Genomic DNA, 15,185 nt, shown 5'->3' with positions numbered 1-15,185 from the left:
ACCCTCGTTTAATTATGCAATTTGTAGAGATGCTCCGCGGCCGATTGCATAATAAACAAAACCGCGTTTGCTGATTCTTTCTGGATCATACAGGTTACGACCATCAAAAATCACGGGTTCTTTCAGAGCATTTTTAATCACATCAAAATCAGGCGCACGGAAGTTTTGCCATTCAGTACAGATAACCAGGCCATCTGCTCCCTGAAGTGCCGCTTCTTTGGTTCCCATCAGCTTCAGATCGCTGCGGTGGCCATAGATGCGCTGTGCTTCGTCCATGGCTTCTGGATCAAAGGCCTGAACCGTTGCCCCTGCCTGCCATAATGCTTCCATCAGAACACGACTGGAGGCTTCACGCATGTCATCGGTGTTTGGCTTAAATGACAGCCCCCACACGGCAAAGGTTTTGCCCTGCAAATTTTCACCAAAATGACGCTTGATAAAGGTTGGCAGCTTATTTTTCTGCGAATCGTTAACGTCTTCCACGGCTTTCAACAGACGTGGCGTGTAGCCAATCTGCTCAGCGGTGCGAATCAGTGCCTGCACATCTTTCGGGAAGCAGGAACCACCGTAACCGCAGCCCGGATAGATGAACGAGTAGCCAATGCGCGAATCAGAACCAATTCCCTGACGGACTTTTTCAACATCTGCACCCAGGCGCTCGGCGAGGTTGGAGATTTCGTTCATAAAGCTGATTTTAGTCGCCAGCATGCAGTTTGCTGCATACTTGGTCAGTTCAGCACTACGAATATCCATCAAGATCATACGATCGTGATTACGATTGAACGGCTCGTACAGCTCACGCAGCAGCTCGACAACGTCATCATTGTCCGTACCGATAACGATACGTTCCGGGCGCATACAGTCGCTGACTGCCGCACCTTCTTTCAGGAATTCAGGGTTAGAGACCACATCAAAGGTCAGCGAAACGCCGCGCCCTTTCAGGGTTTCTTCCATGACCTGACGCACACGGTCAGCCGTACCGACTGGAACGGTTGACTTGTCCAGCACCACTTTGTGGTCTTTCATGTGCTGCGCGATAGTACGCGCAACCGCTGTAACATATTTCAGGTCAGCCGAACCATCTTCATCCGGAGGCGTACCAACAGCGATAAACTGCATAACACCATGGTTGACGCCATCTTCGGCGTTCGTGGAGAACTTCAGGCGACCCGCCTCATAGTTCTGCATAACCAGCGGCGTCAGGCCCGGTTCAAATATAGGAATGATCCCTTTCTTCAGATTCTCGACTTTGTTCTCGTCGACATCGATGCAAAGAACGTCATGTCCGACTTCGGCCAGAACTGCAGCCTGAACCAGACCAACATAGCCGATACCAAATACGGTGACTTTCATTGAATTGTCCCGGTTAGAAATTAAACTTACTTTTTATTACCGACGGTGGTTTCCAGCCAGGCTTTAAAATCGCTGCCCAGTGTGTTGTGACGCACACCGTACTCAACGAAAGCCTGCATGTAGCCCAGTTTGTTACCACAGTCGTGGCTCACACCTTTCAGGTGGTAAGCTTCTACGGTCTCTTTCTCCATCAGCATAGCGATAGAATCCGTCAACTGGATTTCATCACCCGCACCTGGAGGGGTTTTCGCCAGCAGTGGCCAGATATCCGCAGACAGAATGTAGCGACCTACAACCGCGAGGTTGGAAGGTGCTTTGTCCGCTTTTGGCTTCTCGACCACACCGACCATCGGGGCGCTGTCGCCTGGCTTCAGCTCTGCGCCCTGGCAATCAACAACGCCATAGGCCGTTACGTCCGCTACCGGCTCAACCATAATCTGGCTATGACCGGTTTCGTCGAAGCGCTTCATCATCTCTGCCAGGTTTTCTTTAGACAGGTCAGATTCGTATTCGTCGATAATCACATCGGGCAGGATCACCGCAACAGGCTCATTACCAATCACCGGCCAGGCACACATGACAGCGTGGCCCAGGCCTTTTGCCAGACCCTGACGGACCTGCATGATGGTGACGTGCGGAGGGCAGATGGACTGGATCTCTTCCAACAGCTGACGCTTAACACGTTTTTCCAGCATCGCTTCCAGCTCAAAACTGGTGTCGAAGTGGTTTTCGATGGAGTTTTTGGAAGAGTGCGTAACCAGCACAATTTCATTAATTCCTGCGGCGATACATTCGTTTACGACATACTGAATCAGCGGCTTATCAACCAGCGGCAGCATCTCTTTTGGAATCGCTTTTGTGGCAGGTAACATACGCGTTCCCAAACCAGCAACCGGGATAACCGCTTTTTTTACTTTGGACTTATAGGCAGACATCAAAGTACCTCTCTTTAGGCCGTTCAAGTTATTACTTGATATGTCGAGTTAAAAAACGAAGTGAGTATACCAGTTGAACCCACGCGGATTTATCCTGGTTAGACCATTTCAGCGCAAATTAAGACTATTACCCAAGTGTAAAGCTTATCTCTGGCCCTGTCTGCCAGGGCCAGATGAAAATAGTCACGGGGTGGTCATTCTGTAGACAACATCAGGCGCAGCCGCCCTCCGGCGCCCCATACCTGACATTGCCAGGCATCACAACGCTGGCTAATTTGATTAAGATGTGTACCGCCGAGCGTGCCAAGAGGGACACCGTTGCTCAACTGAATTTGATGAGGATGAACATTGAGAGTGGCGTTTAAACCAGCAGAAACCAGAATCAGGTTCTTTAAACCCTGGTGGTAATAGCCAACCAGCAACGGAAATTGCCCTTTCAGGTTGGCCTGACGCAATAAAAGATTGACCTGTTTAAGTAATGCACCCAGTTCGGGTAAACGCGGTCCCTGCCCTGACAACTGTTCCTGCAACAGGCCATTAAACAGTGCCCGCAATAACAAGGCAGCCAGCACCCCGTTGTCGCCTGCCCGGGTGACATCCAGACAGTAGAAAGCCAGATCTTTCTCTGACAACGCTGCGACATCCAGCACCAGTCCTGGCTGTTCGGCCATGGTGAGCTGACGATAGTTCACCCGGCAGTGGGCAATCGTCTGTTGCACGGGGGGTTGCAGTTCTTTCAACAGTTTTGCGGCAGCCTTAGGATCGCTGACCAGCGCGTCCCAGTCCTGAAACAATTGCTCATCCTCTTCCACTTTAGAGGTAAACATTGAGGGATAGAGGCATTCAAAAACAGCTTCGCGCAGGCGCCCAAGGTCTTTTACAGGCTTAAGCAGGACATCTTGCACGCCCAGACGCAGAACATGCGCAATGTCCGACATGTTCTCCGTGGCTGAGATAACGAGGATAGGCAGTGTTCCGCCCTTGCTACGCACATGCTCAACCAGTTGAATGCCGCCCATGCGCGGCATGGCGAGGTCACAAATCATCAGGTCGGGAAGCGAATGCGTCATGGTTTCAAGAGCATGGACGCCGTCATCCGCCAGAGTGACAATAGCGCCCAATGCAGTGAGGAAATTATCCAGCAGGGACCGGAAAACGACTTCGTCCTCGACGATGAGAATATGTTTTCCGCTTAATGGCTTTTCCATTGTGTCCCCCTGCATGACAGATACCTCAATAGTGGTCTATAAACGCCTTTTGCGCCTCTCAGAATTGCCTGAAGTAGCATGCTTAATCGACCACGCTATTGTCTGTCACGCACCAGCGGTAACAGTTCGTCCATTTTTTTCTCAACGGATAATCTCCCCGCTTCAATCGCTTCCTCTGCCCGGTGAAAATCCAGAGTGGAGATTTGCGGACAGAGTGGTTGTATCAGTACATCAGGAGGATCCCCAGCCATGCGATTACGCTTAAGCCGGTTTTCCAGAACCTGAATAGAGGTGGACATGATCTCCATCGCGCCGGGCGTATACTGCATTTTACGCGACGTGATGCGCCCGATACGCTGGCGCAGTCTACCGCTCCAACTGTTTGGTGCAGGTAAGTGAGTATCGCCATCCGATTCTGGCGTTACGGAGAAAAGTTCCTGCTGCATAAGATGTGCATCATGCTGAAGGTCGACCGCAATAACGATATCTGCTCCCAACGCGCGCGTCAGAGAGATAGGAACAGGATTGACGACCGCACCATCCACCAGCCAGTAGCCATTCCAGCTCACCGGCGCCAGTAAGCCTGGCATACTACAGGAAGCACGTACGGCCTGATGCAGATCGCCTTCCGTCAGCCACAGCTCGCGCCCGGTGCTGAGGTTCGTCGCTACGGCACCAAAAGGCAGGTCGCACTGCTGGATAGTGTCGCAGTTGATCAAACTACGGACATGACTGAAGACGCGTTCACCACGGATTAACCCGCCACGCTGCCAGGAGAAATCCATCAGGCGAATGACCTGCCAGTAGCTGAAAGAACGCACCCAGCGTTCCATCAGCGGCAGGCGCTGAGTGGCATAGGCAGCGCCCACCAGCGCGCCAACGGAGCATCCTGCTACCACGTCAATTCGAATTCCGGCACGTTCAAGGGCATTAATTACACCAATGTGCGCCCATCCTTTGGCTGCTCCCGATCCCAGCGCAAGCCCGATTTTTACCTGTCTCATTCCACCTCTGGCCAGTGCTCAACGAACAAAATGGCATCACCGCGTCTGCCCGGTTATCATGACGCCTGAAAATCTTCTTACCTGTTATAAAACTTCCGGAGTCAACGTGTCTGAACATTGTCCGTGCGGTAGCGGATTGCAGTATAGCCTATGTTGCGAATCGTATCTAAACGGGAACGCTCTCCCTGACACACCAGAAAGCCTGATGCGCTCGCGCTATAGTGCTTATGTGAAGCATGATACGGCTTATCTGGTGGCAACCTGGCATCCGTCGTGCCACGCAGAACGATTCTCAGCCAGTATTGAAGAGAGCTATGCTCACACTCAATGGCGGGGATTAACCGTTATTAGCAGTGAAATATTGCCGGATAAACCCCAGGGTTATGTGACATTTTTTGCCCGATTGACGGAAAATGGGCGTGAAAGTTTTATTCATGAACGTTCGCGCTTTCTTCGTGAGGAACAACGCTGGTACTATATTGACGGAACTTTCCCGCCAATCGGGCGTAATGACCGGTGCCCTTGTGGCTCTGGCAAAAAATACAAGAAATGCTGTGGTCAGTCGTGACCCGGATTTCCCTTTTGTATCGACAGGATTACCATCGCAATGCAAGCGCAAACACTGCAACGTAAAGTTCTACGCACTATCTGCCCTGATGCTAAAGGGTTGATCGCGAAAATCACCAATATTTGCTACAAACACGAACTGAACATTGTGCAAAACAATGAGTTTGTTGATCACCGCACCGGGCGCTTCTTTATGCGCACTGAGCTGGAAGGCATCTTTAACGACAGTACGCTGCTGGCGGATCTCGACAGCGCCCTGCCCGTTGGCTCCGTGCGTGAGCTGCAACCTGCCGGCCGTCGCCGAATTGTTATTCTGGTGACGAAAGAAGCGCACTGCCTGGGCGACCTGCTGATGAAAAGCGCCTACGGTGGTCTGGATGTCGAAATTGCCGCCGTGATTGGTAACCATGACACGCTGCGCACGCTGGTTGAGCGTTTTGACATTCCCTTCGTTCTGGTCAGCCATGAAGGCTTAACCCGCGAAGAGCATGATAATAATATGGCTGCGGAAATTGACCGCTATCAGCCTGATTATGTTGTGCTGGCAAAATATATGCGCGTGCTGACGCCGGGCTTTGTGCAGCGTTATCCAAATCAGATTATCAATATCCACCACTCATTCTTGCCCGCCTTTATCGGTGCGCGTCCTTATCATCAGGCCTATGAGCGCGGTGTGAAGATCATTGGTGCAACGGCGCACTACGTGAATGACAATCTGGATGAAGGCCCGATCATTATGCAGGACGTGATCCATGTTGATCACACCTACACTGCTGAAGATATGATGCGTGCGGGTCGTGACGTTGAGAAAAATGCCCTGAGCCGTGCCCTCTATCAGGTACTGGCTCAGCGCGTGTTTGTTTACGGCAATCGCACCATCATTTTGTGAGCCGGATGATGCTGTTTTGTCTGACAAAACAGCATCCCGGGCAAAAAAACGGCAAACACGCTGTTTTATGCAAAACGGGGCTTTACAGCATCACTTCATTTGATATGATGCGCCCCGCTTAACAAGCACAGTAATCAGGCCAGTGGTGGGGTTCCCGAGCGGCCAAAGGGAGCAGACTGTAAATCTGCCGTCATCGACTTCGAAGGTTCGAATCCTTCCCCCACCACCATTTCTGGAGCGCGCAGCGACGCTGTTACGCTTCCCCAGCAAAGATACTGAACTTGTTAACACGCTTCCCCTGGTGGGGTTCCCGAGCGGCCAAAGGGAGCAGACTGTAAATCTGCCGTCATCGACTTCGAAGGTTCGAATCCTTCCCCCACCACCATCTTCAGATACCTAAACACTTCCAAACTTGTTCCACACTTTCATATTCCCATTGGGGAAGAATGAGAAGCTTCGACCGAAGGTTTGCGTCGAACGCAGTGAGACAACGCCATTTATGGCGGCCCGAAGGGTGAGGAGCGACGCGACGAATAATCCTTCCCCCACCACCATCTTCAGATACCTAAACACCTCCAAACTTGTTCCACACTTTCATATCCCCTTTATCAATCGCAGCAATATTTCTTTCTGCTGGCAAAACCTGCTACCATTCCGCCCACTTTTTCCACGCAAAATGGCCTGTGCTATGAAATTTCTTTCTTTTAATATCAATGGGCTGCGTGCACGCCCTCATCAGTTACAAGCAATCGTTGAGCAGCATCAGCCGGATGTCATCGGCCTGCAAGAAACGAAAGTTCACGACGATATGTTCCCCCTCGAAGAGGTCGCTAAACTCGGCTACCACGTGTTTTACCACGGGCAGAAAGGCCACTACGGCGTAGCGCTGATGACCAAAGCAGAGCCACTGGCCGTGCGCCGTGGCTTTGACGGTGATGATGAAGATGCTCAGCGTCGTATGATCATGGCCGATATCCCGACCGCATCCGGCATTGTGACCGTGCTGAATGGTTATTTCCCTCAGGGCGAAAGCCGTGACCATGCGACCAAATTCCCGGCAAAAGAGAAATTCTATCGCGACCTGCAAAGCTATCTCGAGCAGCAAAGCACCGACAATCAGATTCTGATCATGGGCGATATGAATATCAGCAGCACCGACCTGGATATCGGCATCGGTGAAGAGAACCGCAAGCGCTGGTTACGCACCGGCAAGTGCTCTTTCCTGCCGGAAGAACGTGAATGGATGGATCGTCTGATGAACTGGGGGCTGGTTGATACATGGCGTGCGCAGAATCCGGACGCTAACGACCGTTTCTCATGGTTCGACTACCGTTCTAAGGGTTTTGATGACAACCGCGGATTGCGTATTGATCTGGTGCTGGCCAGCAAACCACTGGCGGAGCGCTGCATCGCAACCGGGATTGATTATGATATTCGTGGGATGGAAAAACCGTCAGACCATGCGCCGATTTGGGCAGAGTTTTCACTGTAATTCATCGTACTGATGTCATGTTGCAGGGCGGCGGTCCATCGCCCTGCAACATCAACAATGATGCCTGTTACTTCACAATACGCCAGATAAGATTGTTTGTTCCCAGCGATTGCTCATCACGCACACACTGCAACAGCACCCCTTCACTTTTCAGTACTGCCCCCTCGGTATAGCTCTGGTTCTCATAGATACAGCAGCGTTGACACGGAGGTTGACTGTTGCGGATACCCTGAGTCCAGACTTCCGGTGGCATATCGACCACGACGTCAGCATTTCCGCCACCGTTATTGCCATTATTATTACCATGACCGTTACTGATGTAACGTTCAGCCATCGTTGGGGCGCTGATAGCAAGCAGCAGTAACATAGCCAGACGCAATTTCATCACTCGCTCTCCTTCTCTTTTGCCGCCTTACGGCGCGGTTTTTTCGCTTTGTTCGTCGACGGTGCCGGTAAGCCCCGGAAGGCATGCGCAGCGGGTTGCTGCCGCGCCTGATGGATAAGACTGTGCAATGTCTCTACCAGCGGGAACATAAAGTCCTGATAGCGGCACTGCTTCTCACTGATTTTAGTCAGCGTTGACTCCCACTGCGCGGTCATATCCGGCCGCGCGGCCATCTCCGGCAGTGAATGGATTAACGCGCGTCCCGCCGGGCTGGAGTGGATATAACGCCCTTTCTTAAATAAGAACGTGCGTTTAAACAACAGCTCGATAATGCCGGCGCGCGTAGCTTCCGTTCCTAAACCATCGGTCGCACGTAGCACTTTCTTGAGATCTTTATCCTGAACAAAGCGTGCAATGCCCGTCATCGCCGACAGTAAAGTGGCATCGGTGAAGGGGCGCGGCGGCTGGGTTTGCTTATCGATCACTTCCCCGCGCTCGCACAGCAGCTCATCGCCCTTCGCCACCACGGGCAGCGGCGTGCCATCGTTCTCTTCATCACGCTCTTTGCTGCCCAGCAGCGCACGCCAGCCCGCTTCAGCAAGGAAACGCGCCTTCGCCACAAACTTGCCGCCTGCGATATCCAGCTCGATCACGCACTTACGATAGACCGCATCCGGGCAGAACTGCATCAGATACTGGGTGGCGATCAGCCGGTAGATCTGCTGTTCGTTCTCCGTCAAAGAGACCCGGCTGCTGCGTGCTGTGGGGACAATGGCGTGGTGAGCATCTACCTTTTTATCATCCCAGCAGCGATTTTTTTGATCGCTGTTGAAATCAGCGGGTGGTGTCAGATCGGGCTGATGGGCATGGATGGCATTCAGTACCGCCTGACGCCCGGCAAAGTGCTCGTCGGGCAGATAGCGGCTGTCAGAACGCGGGTAAGTGATCAGTTTATGGGTTTCATACAGACGCTGACAGGTATCGAGAACAACCTGCGCGCTCAGCCCAAAACGTTTACCCGCTTCAATCTGTAATGCCGACAATGAGAACGGCAACGGTGCAGTATCGTTCTCACGCTTGTCGTTATAGCTGGTGACCAGCGCGGGCTGGCCATCAATACGCGCCACTACATGGTCCGCCAGCGGGCGATGCAGCAAACGCCCCTCTTCATCCTGATAAGGCTCACAGGAGTCACTGGGCTGCCACAACGCGACAAATCGTTCATCCTTTGGCGTGACGATATGCGCTTTCACTTCAAAAAAATCTTTCGCCACGAAGTTTTCAATTTCTTCATCACGGCGGACCACCAGCCCGAGCACCGGTGTCTGAACACGCCCCACGGACAGTACGCCATCGTAGCCTGCATTACGCCCCAGCAGGGTATAGGCGCGCGTCATATTGATGCCGTACAGCCAGTCGGCGCGTGAACGCGCCAGCGCAGAAACGCACAGAGGAATAAATTCGCGGTTTTCGCGTAGTCGCGTAATGGCTCTTTCCACCGCCTGCGGGTTGAGATCGTTAATCAGGCAGCGTTGTACCTTTGCCCGCTTTTCTACCGGCATGGTGAGGTAGTCCAGCACTTCATCGACCAGGAGCTGACCTTCACGGTCCGGGTCCCCCGCATGAACCACTTCACTGGCCTGCTCCAGCAAGCCTTTAATCACATTGAGCTGTTTGGCGACGGATGGTCGCGGCTTCAACTGCCACTTCTCCGGCACAATAGGCAGATCCGCCAGCGACCAGCGGGCGAACCGGCTGTTATAACTGTCAGGTTGCGCCTGTTCTAACAGATGCCCCACGCACCAGGTCACCACCTGGTCGGGGCCACAGGCAATATAACCATCACCACGGCGATGTGGTTTCGGCAGGACATCCGCAATAGCACGGGCAAGGCTGGGTTTTTCGGCAATAAACAAACGCATCCGGGGGTGAATTCCTGCTCAGGGTTTGACTTCAATAACGGCCCTTCCGGCCTGCGCCGTCAGGAGTTCGCCAATCGGTGTTAGCGAAATAGCATGTGCGGTCGCCATCGCCTCAACGACGGCTTCCGCGCCCGGTAAAACGGCGAGTAACAGGCCACCCGAGGTTTGCGGGTCGCACAACAGATGACGCTGCATATCGCTCATGGGCCCCACCAACTGACCGTAGCTGGCAAAGTTACGCCCGGTGCCACCAGGCACACATCCCAGGGAAATATACTCTTCAACGCCCGGCAAACGCGGGATCGCGTGGAACCACAGATCGGCATGCAATCCGGCACCCTGACACATCTCGCTCAGATGTCCCAGTAAACCAAAGCCGGTCACATCCGTCATGGCACTGACCCCCGCTTCAGCCGCGAAGGCCGCACCGATCTGATTAAGCTGGCACATGGTGGCCGTCGCAAGGCCCTGATGCTCCTGACGCAGCAACGATTTCTTCTCTGCGGTGGTCAGGATACCAATCCCTAAGGGTTTGGTGAGATAAAGGCAGCAGCCCGGCAAGGCTTCGCTGTTACGTTTTACCTGGTCGGTATTGACGATGCCCGTGACAGCCAGGCCGAAGATTGGCTCCGGCGCATCAATAGAGTGCCCCCCCGCCAGGCTGATCCCCGCCTGTTCACAGACGCTGCGCCCACCTTCTATCACTCTACGCGCAATTTCCGGTGCCAGTACGTTAACCGGCCAGCCCAGAATGGCAATCGCCATAATCGGTTTGCCGCCCATCGCCCAGATATCACTGATGGCGTTAGTCGCAGCAATACGTCCGAAATCGTAGGGATCGTCGACGATTGGCATGAAAAAATCGGTGGTGCTGACCACTGAGGTGCCGTTACCCAGGTCGTACACGGCCGCATCATCGCGGGTTTCATTTCCCACCAGCAAATTGGGATCTTTGCGCAGCGGGTGATCGCTCTGCAGAATACGATCCAGCACCGCCGGGGAAATTTTACATCCGCAGCCTGCTCCATGGCTGTACTGCGTCAGACGAATCGTGTTCTCGTTCATCTGCATCACTCAGAAATAGCTGACGAATGGCGCGCTGTCTGGCGACTGGATAGTGGTAGAGGATTTCAACTGCGGCGTACCCAGATAGAGGAAACCGACTATCGCATCCTGTGCACGGCAACCAAATGCCTGGCGTACCGCTTCGTCTTCTGTCCAGGCACCACTGCGCCAGATGCCGTTAAAACCCTGTGCCGCTGCGGCCATCTGCATTGCCATCACGGCGCAGCCAGCAGAAACCACCTGCTCCCAGTGCGGGACTTTGGGATGCTCTTCACAGTGAGCCACCACGGTAATAATCATCGGAGCACGGAACGGCGCCTGCTGCGCTTTTTCAATGGCTTTATCATCCAGCTGTGCATCACGCGAGACGTTTTCCAGCAGCGCACTGAAGCGATCGCGCCCTTCATTTTCAATGATGATAAAACGCCACGGCTGTAAGGTGCCGTGATCGGGAGCACGCATACCTGCCTGCAGAATGTTTTCCAGCGCTTCACCTGTCGGAGCTGGCGCAGCCAGACGGGATGCAGAGCGGCGGTTAACCAGTAATTCCAGAGCGTCCATAACTTCCTCCTGATAATAATTTGTATCCCGCAGAAACTAGCACAGGATGATGTTTTGTTACAGCATTGCGCTTTTTCCTGCTGACAATTACGCCACTGCTAATTAGGATGTGAGCTATTACGGCCCGGTTTAGCGGTTACGCTGTCATCGACATCACGCGTATCGGGTATTTCATTGCGATTATGGAGAGTTTATGCGCGTCTTGTGGCGAATTATCGCTAATTTTTTTAAGTGGACTTGGCGGGTGCTGAATTTCGTACGCGAATTTATTCTCAACCTTTTCCTTATTCTACTGATCCTGGTGGGCGCGGGTCTCTGGTTCCAGTTTAACAGCGCCAGTACGCCTGCCGATGTTCAGAAAGGCGCACTGACCGTCGACCTCAGCGGTGTGGTGGTCGACAAACCGTCTGTCAGCAACACCATGAGTAAACTGGGCCGCCAGCTGCTGGGTGCCAGTAGCGATCGCCTGAAAGAAAACTCACTGTTTGACGTGGTGGATGCGATTCGCCAGGCCAAAGGCGATGCCAAAATTACCGGCATGGTACTGGATCTGCGCAATTTTGCGGGCGCTGACCAGCCGTCACTGCAATATATTGGTAAGGCACTGCGCGAGTTCCGCGACAGCGGCAAACCGATCTACGCTACCGGCGACAGCTACAGCCAGGCACAATATTATCTCGCCAGCTTTGCGAATAAGATTTACCTCTCCCCACAGGGTACGGTCGATCTGCATGGCTTTGCCACCAATGGTCTCTACTACAAAACGCTGCTGGATAAACTGAAAGTCAGTTCCCATGTCTTCCGCGTCGGGACCTATAAATCAGCGGTTGAGCCTTTCCTGCGTGATGATATGTCACCTGCGGCACGCGATGCCGACAGCCGCTGGGTCGGTGAGCTGTGGCAAAACTATGTGAATACGCTGGCGGCCAACCGTCAGATCACCGCAGATCAGGTCTTCCCGGGTGCACAGGGCGTGCTGGATGGCCTGCAGAAAGTCGGTGGCGATACCGCTCAGTATGCCAAAGACGCCAAACTGGTGGATGAACTGGCCTCTCCGTCCACCGTGGATCAGCAACTGGTGAAAACATTCGGCTGGGATAAACAGGCGAAAGACTATAACGGCACCAGTATTTATGACTATCCGCTGAAAAATGCCCCGACCACCGATGGCAACATCGCGGTGATCATGGCTAATGGCGCGATTATGGATGGCGAAGAGACACCAGGCAGCGTGGGCGGTGACACCACTGCAATGGAAATCCGTGATGCCCGCCTTGATCCGAAAATCAAAGCTATCGTCTTCCGCGTGAACAGCCCGGGCGGCAGCGTGACGGCCTCTGAAACTATCCGTGAGGAGCTGGCAGCTGCGAAGGCAGCCGGTAAGCCGGTAGTCGTTTCGATGGGCGGTATGGCAGCCTCAGGCGGTTACTGGGTCTCTACACCGGCTAACTACATCATTGCCAGCCCGAATACGCTGACCGGCTCCATCGGCATTTTCGGCGTGATCAACACCGTTGAGAACTCGCTGGATGCTATTGGCGTGCACACGGACGGCGTAGCGACCTCACCGCTGGCTGATATTGCCAGCACCAAGGCGCTGCCGACGGAAGTGCAGCAGTTGATGCAGTTAAGCATCGAGAACGGCTATAAAAACTTCCTTAACCTGGTGGCAACGTCACGCAACAAAACACCGGAACAGATTGACCAGATTGCACAGGGCCATGTCTGGACCGGCAGTGACGCGAAAGCGAACGGACTGGTCGATGCCCTGGGTGACTTTGACGATGCCGTCGCCAAAGCTGCAGAGCTGGCTAAACTCACGCAGCCGCAGCTCAGCTGGTATCAGAATGACCCCAGCCTGATTGAGGTGCTGTTCAGCCAGGTCGATGCCTCTGCACATGCGGCGTTACCTGAAACGCTGAAAGCCTGGCTGCCCGCTCCAATGATGGATGTGATGAATGCCATGAAGGATCAGCCAGGACTGATGAACGATCTGAATGATCCTCAGAACCGTTACGCATTCTGTCTGAGCTGCGGTAACGTCAAATAGCGGTGACCGCGATCACTATTCAGCCCGACGCCATCTGGTCGGGCTGCTTTTCCTCTCCTTTCCCCTTATACTGCGCTTTTTTGGCAAGTCTTGAGTTTACTAATGCAAAAGAAATCCATTTACGTCGCCTATACGGGCGGTACGATCGGTATGCAGCGCTCTGAACACGGCTTTATTCCGGTCTCCGGCCATCTGCAACGTCAGCTGGCCAATATGCCGGAGTTTCACCGCCCGGAGATGCCTGATTTCACCATCCATGAATACCAGCCGCTGATTGACTCCTCGGATATGACTCCGCAGGACTGGCAATCGATTGCGGATGACATTCGTCAGAATTATGACAATTACGATGGCTTTGTCATTTTGCACGGCACCGACACCATGGCCTTTACGGCCTCTGCGCTGTCGTTCATGCTGGAAAACCTGGCCAAGCCGGTGATTGTGACAGGCTCACAGATCCCACTGGAGCAACTGCGCTCCGACGGCCAGCAAAATCTGCTGAACTCACTGTTTGTCGCCGCAAATTATCCGATTAACGAAGTGACGTTATTCTTCAATAACACGCTTTATCGCGGTAACCGCACCACCAAAGCGCACGCTGACGGTTTCAATGCGTTTGATTCGCCAAACCTCGCCCCGCTGCTGGAAGCCGGTATCCATATTCGTCGTCTGAATACCCCTGCCGCACCTGCAGGCCAGGGAGCGCTGATCGTGCATCCGATTACACCGCAGCCGATTGGCGTGGTGACAATCTATCCGGGCATTTCTGCTGCCGTGGTGCGTAACTTCCTGCAACAGCCGGTAAAAGCACTGATCCTGCGTTCTTATGGCGTCGGGAATGCTCCGCAGAACAAAGAGTTCCTGCAGGAGCTGAAAGAGGCTTCCGATCGCGGCATTGTGGTCGTTAACCTCACGCAGTGCATGTCCGGTAAGGTCAATATGGGGGGTTACGCCACCGGAAACGCTCTGGCCCTGGCTGGCGTGGTGAGTGGTGCCGACCTGACCGTTGAGGCTACACTGACCAAACTGCACTTCCTTCTGAGCCAGGACCTGACCAGCGACGAAATTCGTCAGCTGATGAAACAAAACCTGCGTGGTGAACTCACCCCGGACTAATCCAACGGAGTAACTGATGCGTGACCGCCAGGCGTTGTTGTTGATTGATCTGCAAAATGACTTTTGTTCTGGTGGCGCGCTGGCTGTCAGTGACGGCGATCAGACGATTGCGGTGGGAAACCGCCTCGCTGCCGAGTTCCACCAGCGCGGTGAGCCGGTGATTGCCACGCTGGACTGGCATCCGGCTGGGCACGGTAGTTTTGCCAGCAGCGCTGGCACGCAGCCTGGGACCCTCGGTGAGCTTCACGGCCTGCCGCAAGTGTGGTGGCCGGATCATTGCGTGCAGCACAGCCACGGCGCGCAGTTGCACCCTCAGCTTAACCAGGCGCTGCTGACACTGCAGGTATGCAAAGGCGAGAATCCGGATATCGACAGCTACAGTGCGTTTTATGATAACGGCCAGCGTCACCAGACGCCGTTACATGCCTGGCTCCAGGCGAACGGCATCACGGCGCTGACGGTCATGGGGCTGGCAACAGATTACTGTGTTAAATACAGCGTGCTGGATGCACTGGCGCTGGGCTATCAGGTCACTCTGGTGAGCGCCGGATGCCGTGGGGTCAATTTGCAGGCTGATGACAGCCAGAAAGCCCTGGCCGAAATGGCCCTGGCGGGCGCGAAAATTATCTAAAGGCTAC

General features: G+C 53.8%; 14 protein-coding genes, 2 tRNA genes and 1 other RNA gene. 9 read left to right on the top strand and 8 right to left on the bottom strand.

The annotated features are described in order from the left end of the window. Nucleotides 1–12: 12 nt before the first annotated feature. From HHI26_RS00790 to rssA, 4 genes are all read right to left on the bottom strand, one after another. The gene (locus HHI26_RS00790) at nucleotides 13–1,353 is read right to left on the bottom strand and encodes a UDP-glucose/GDP-mannose dehydrogenase family protein (protein WP_133841873.1); all 1,341 of its coding nucleotides are present in this window, start codon (nucleotides 1,351–1,353) and stop codon (nucleotides 13–15) included. Nucleotides 1,354–1,379: 26 nt separating this feature from the next. Then, on the bottom strand, nucleotides 1,380–2,288 hold the full coding sequence (gene galU / locus HHI26_RS00785; protein ID WP_133841872.1) for a UTP--glucose-1-phosphate uridylyltransferase GalU: 909 nt from the start codon (nucleotides 2,286–2,288) through the stop codon (nucleotides 1,380–1,382). A gap of 194 nt (nucleotides 2,289–2,482) precedes the next feature. Beyond that, complete coding sequence (gene rssB / locus HHI26_RS00780; RefSeq protein WP_133841871.1) at nucleotides 2,483–3,496, bottom strand: two-component system response regulator RssB; 1,014 nt, start codon at nucleotides 3,494–3,496, stop codon at nucleotides 2,483–2,485. Between the two features lie 95 nt (nucleotides 3,497–3,591). Continuing rightward, a complete protein-coding gene (rssA, locus tag HHI26_RS00775) occupies nucleotides 3,592–4,500 on the bottom strand; it encodes a patatin-like phospholipase RssA (protein WP_159336549.1) in 909 nt (302 codons plus the stop codon). Between the two features lie 106 nt (nucleotides 4,501–4,606). Between rssA and HHI26_RS00770 the strand changes: the two genes are divergently transcribed. The 6 genes from HHI26_RS00770 (at nucleotide 4,607) to xthA (ending at nucleotide 7,448) form a co-directional block, all read left to right on the top strand. Further along, the gene (locus tag HHI26_RS00770; protein WP_171148408.1) at nucleotides 4,607–5,068 is read left to right on the top strand and encodes a YchJ family protein; all 462 of its coding nucleotides are present in this window, start codon (nucleotides 4,607–4,609) and stop codon (nucleotides 5,066–5,068) included. 39 nt (nucleotides 5,069–5,107) lie between these two features. Then, the gene (gene purU, locus HHI26_RS00765) at nucleotides 5,108–5,956 is read left to right on the top strand and encodes a formyltetrahydrofolate deformylase (protein WP_133841868.1); all 849 of its coding nucleotides are present in this window, start codon (nucleotides 5,108–5,110) and stop codon (nucleotides 5,954–5,956) included. A 144-nt stretch (nucleotides 5,957–6,100) separates the two neighbouring features. Beyond that, nucleotides 6,101–6,185: transfer RNA gene (locus HHI26_RS00760), tRNA-Tyr, on the top strand. Nucleotides 6,186–6,256: 71 nt separating this feature from the next. Further along, nucleotides 6,257–6,341, top strand: a tRNA-Tyr gene (locus tag HHI26_RS00755). Nucleotides 6,342–6,381: 40 nt separating this feature from the next. Next, nucleotides 6,382–6,510, top strand: a non-coding RNA gene (locus HHI26_RS00750) — RtT sRNA. Between the two features lie 134 nt (nucleotides 6,511–6,644). Next, entirely contained in the window at nucleotides 6,645–7,448 is an 804-nt protein-coding gene (gene xthA, locus HHI26_RS00745) for an exodeoxyribonuclease III (RefSeq protein ID WP_133841867.1), read from the top strand. Nucleotides 7,449–7,515: 67 nt separating this feature from the next. Here the strand turns inward: xthA and HHI26_RS00740 are convergent, their stop codons facing one another. Genes HHI26_RS00740 through HHI26_RS00725 form a run of 4 tightly spaced genes read right to left on the bottom strand, consistent with a single transcriptional unit; the run spans nucleotide 7,516 to nucleotide 11,381 of the window. Then, nucleotides 7,516–7,833: a YnjH family protein gene (locus tag HHI26_RS00740; RefSeq protein ID WP_171148680.1), complete on the bottom strand. Its 318-nt coding sequence runs from the start codon at nucleotides 7,831–7,833 to the stop codon at nucleotides 7,516–7,518. Further along, nucleotides 7,833–9,755: a DNA topoisomerase III gene (locus HHI26_RS00735; RefSeq protein WP_171148407.1), complete on the bottom strand. Its 1,923-nt coding sequence runs from the start codon at nucleotides 9,753–9,755 to the stop codon at nucleotides 7,833–7,835. The genes HHI26_RS00740 and HHI26_RS00735 overlap by 1 nt, the downstream gene beginning before the upstream one ends. Nucleotides 9,756–9,773: 18 nt before the next feature. Beyond that, a complete protein-coding gene (gene selD / locus HHI26_RS00730; protein ID WP_171148406.1) occupies nucleotides 9,774–10,820 on the bottom strand; it encodes a selenide, water dikinase SelD in 1,047 nt (348 codons plus the stop codon). Between the two features lie 9 nt (nucleotides 10,821–10,829). Then, nucleotides 10,830–11,381, bottom strand: coding sequence for an NAD(P)H nitroreductase (locus HHI26_RS00725; protein WP_133841865.1), 552 nt, complete (start codon nucleotides 11,379–11,381; stop codon nucleotides 10,830–10,832). 193 nt (nucleotides 11,382–11,574) lie between these two features. Between HHI26_RS00725 and sppA the strand changes: the two genes are divergently transcribed. The 3 genes from sppA to pncA all read left to right on the top strand — a co-directional run bounded on the left by sppA (nucleotide 11,575) and on the right by pncA (nucleotide 15,178). Continuing rightward, complete coding sequence (gene sppA, locus HHI26_RS00720) at nucleotides 11,575–13,431, top strand: signal peptide peptidase SppA (protein WP_133841864.1); 1,857 nt, start codon at nucleotides 11,575–11,577, stop codon at nucleotides 13,429–13,431. Nucleotides 13,432–13,533: 102 nt separating this feature from the next. Beyond that, nucleotides 13,534–14,547, top strand: coding sequence for an asparaginase (gene ansA / locus HHI26_RS00715; protein WP_133841863.1), 1,014 nt, complete (start codon nucleotides 13,534–13,536; stop codon nucleotides 14,545–14,547). A gap of 16 nt (nucleotides 14,548–14,563) precedes the next feature. After that, nucleotides 14,564–15,178: a bifunctional nicotinamidase/pyrazinamidase gene (pncA, locus tag HHI26_RS00710; protein WP_133841862.1), complete on the top strand. Its 615-nt coding sequence runs from the start codon at nucleotides 14,564–14,566 to the stop codon at nucleotides 15,176–15,178. Nucleotides 15,179–15,185 lie beyond the last annotated feature (7 nt).

It is taken from the genome of Erwinia sp. JH02, from assembly GCF_013074405.1.
Classification (GTDB): Bacteria; Pseudomonadota; Gammaproteobacteria; order Enterobacterales; family Enterobacteriaceae; genus Erwinia; species Erwinia rhapontici.
Note: the sequence above shows the minus strand (reverse complement) of the source record. Positions and strands in the feature narration are given on the sequence as shown.

What these genes read in the sequence shown, in the direction of transcription:
- selD (WP_171148406.1), bottom strand. Translation starts at nt 10,820, where the DNA reads ATGAACGAGAACACGATTCGTCTGACGCAGTACAGCCATGGAGCAGGC.
- pncA (WP_133841862.1), top strand. Translation starts at nt 14,564, where the DNA reads ATGCGTGACCGCCAGGCGTTGTTGTTGATTGATCTGCAAAATGACTTT.
- purU (WP_133841868.1), top strand. Translation starts at nt 5,108, where the DNA reads ATGCAAGCGCAAACACTGCAACGTAAAGTTCTACGCACTATCTGCCCT.
- rssB (WP_133841871.1), bottom strand. Translation starts at nt 3,496, where the DNA reads ATGGAAAAGCCATTAAGCGGAAAACATATTCTCATCGTCGAGGACGAA.
- sppA (WP_133841864.1), top strand. Translation starts at nt 11,575, where the DNA reads ATGCGCGTCTTGTGGCGAATTATCGCTAATTTTTTTAAGTGGACTTGG.
- HHI26_RS00725 (WP_133841865.1), bottom strand. Translation starts at nt 11,381, where the DNA reads ATGGACGCTCTGGAATTACTGGTTAACCGCCGCTCTGCATCCCGTCTG.
- HHI26_RS00740 (WP_171148680.1), bottom strand. Translation starts at nt 7,833, where the DNA reads ATGAAATTGCGTCTGGCTATGTTACTGCTGCTTGCTATCAGCGCCCCA.
- xthA (WP_133841867.1), top strand. Translation starts at nt 6,645, where the DNA reads ATGAAATTTCTTTCTTTTAATATCAATGGGCTGCGTGCACGCCCTCAT.
- HHI26_RS00790 (WP_133841873.1), bottom strand. Translation starts at nt 1,353, where the DNA reads ATGAAAGTCACCGTATTTGGTATCGGCTATGTTGGTCTGGTTCAGGCT.
- HHI26_RS00735 (WP_171148407.1), bottom strand. Translation starts at nt 9,755, where the DNA reads ATGCGTTTGTTTATTGCCGAAAAACCCAGCCTTGCCCGTGCTATTGCG.
- galU (WP_133841872.1), bottom strand. Translation starts at nt 2,288, where the DNA reads ATGTCTGCCTATAAGTCCAAAGTAAAAAAAGCGGTTATCCCGGTTGCT.
- rssA (WP_159336549.1), bottom strand. Translation starts at nt 4,500, where the DNA reads ATGAGACAGGTAAAAATCGGGCTTGCGCTGGGATCGGGAGCAGCCAAA.
- ansA (WP_133841863.1), top strand. Translation starts at nt 13,534, where the DNA reads ATGCAAAAGAAATCCATTTACGTCGCCTATACGGGCGGTACGATCGGT.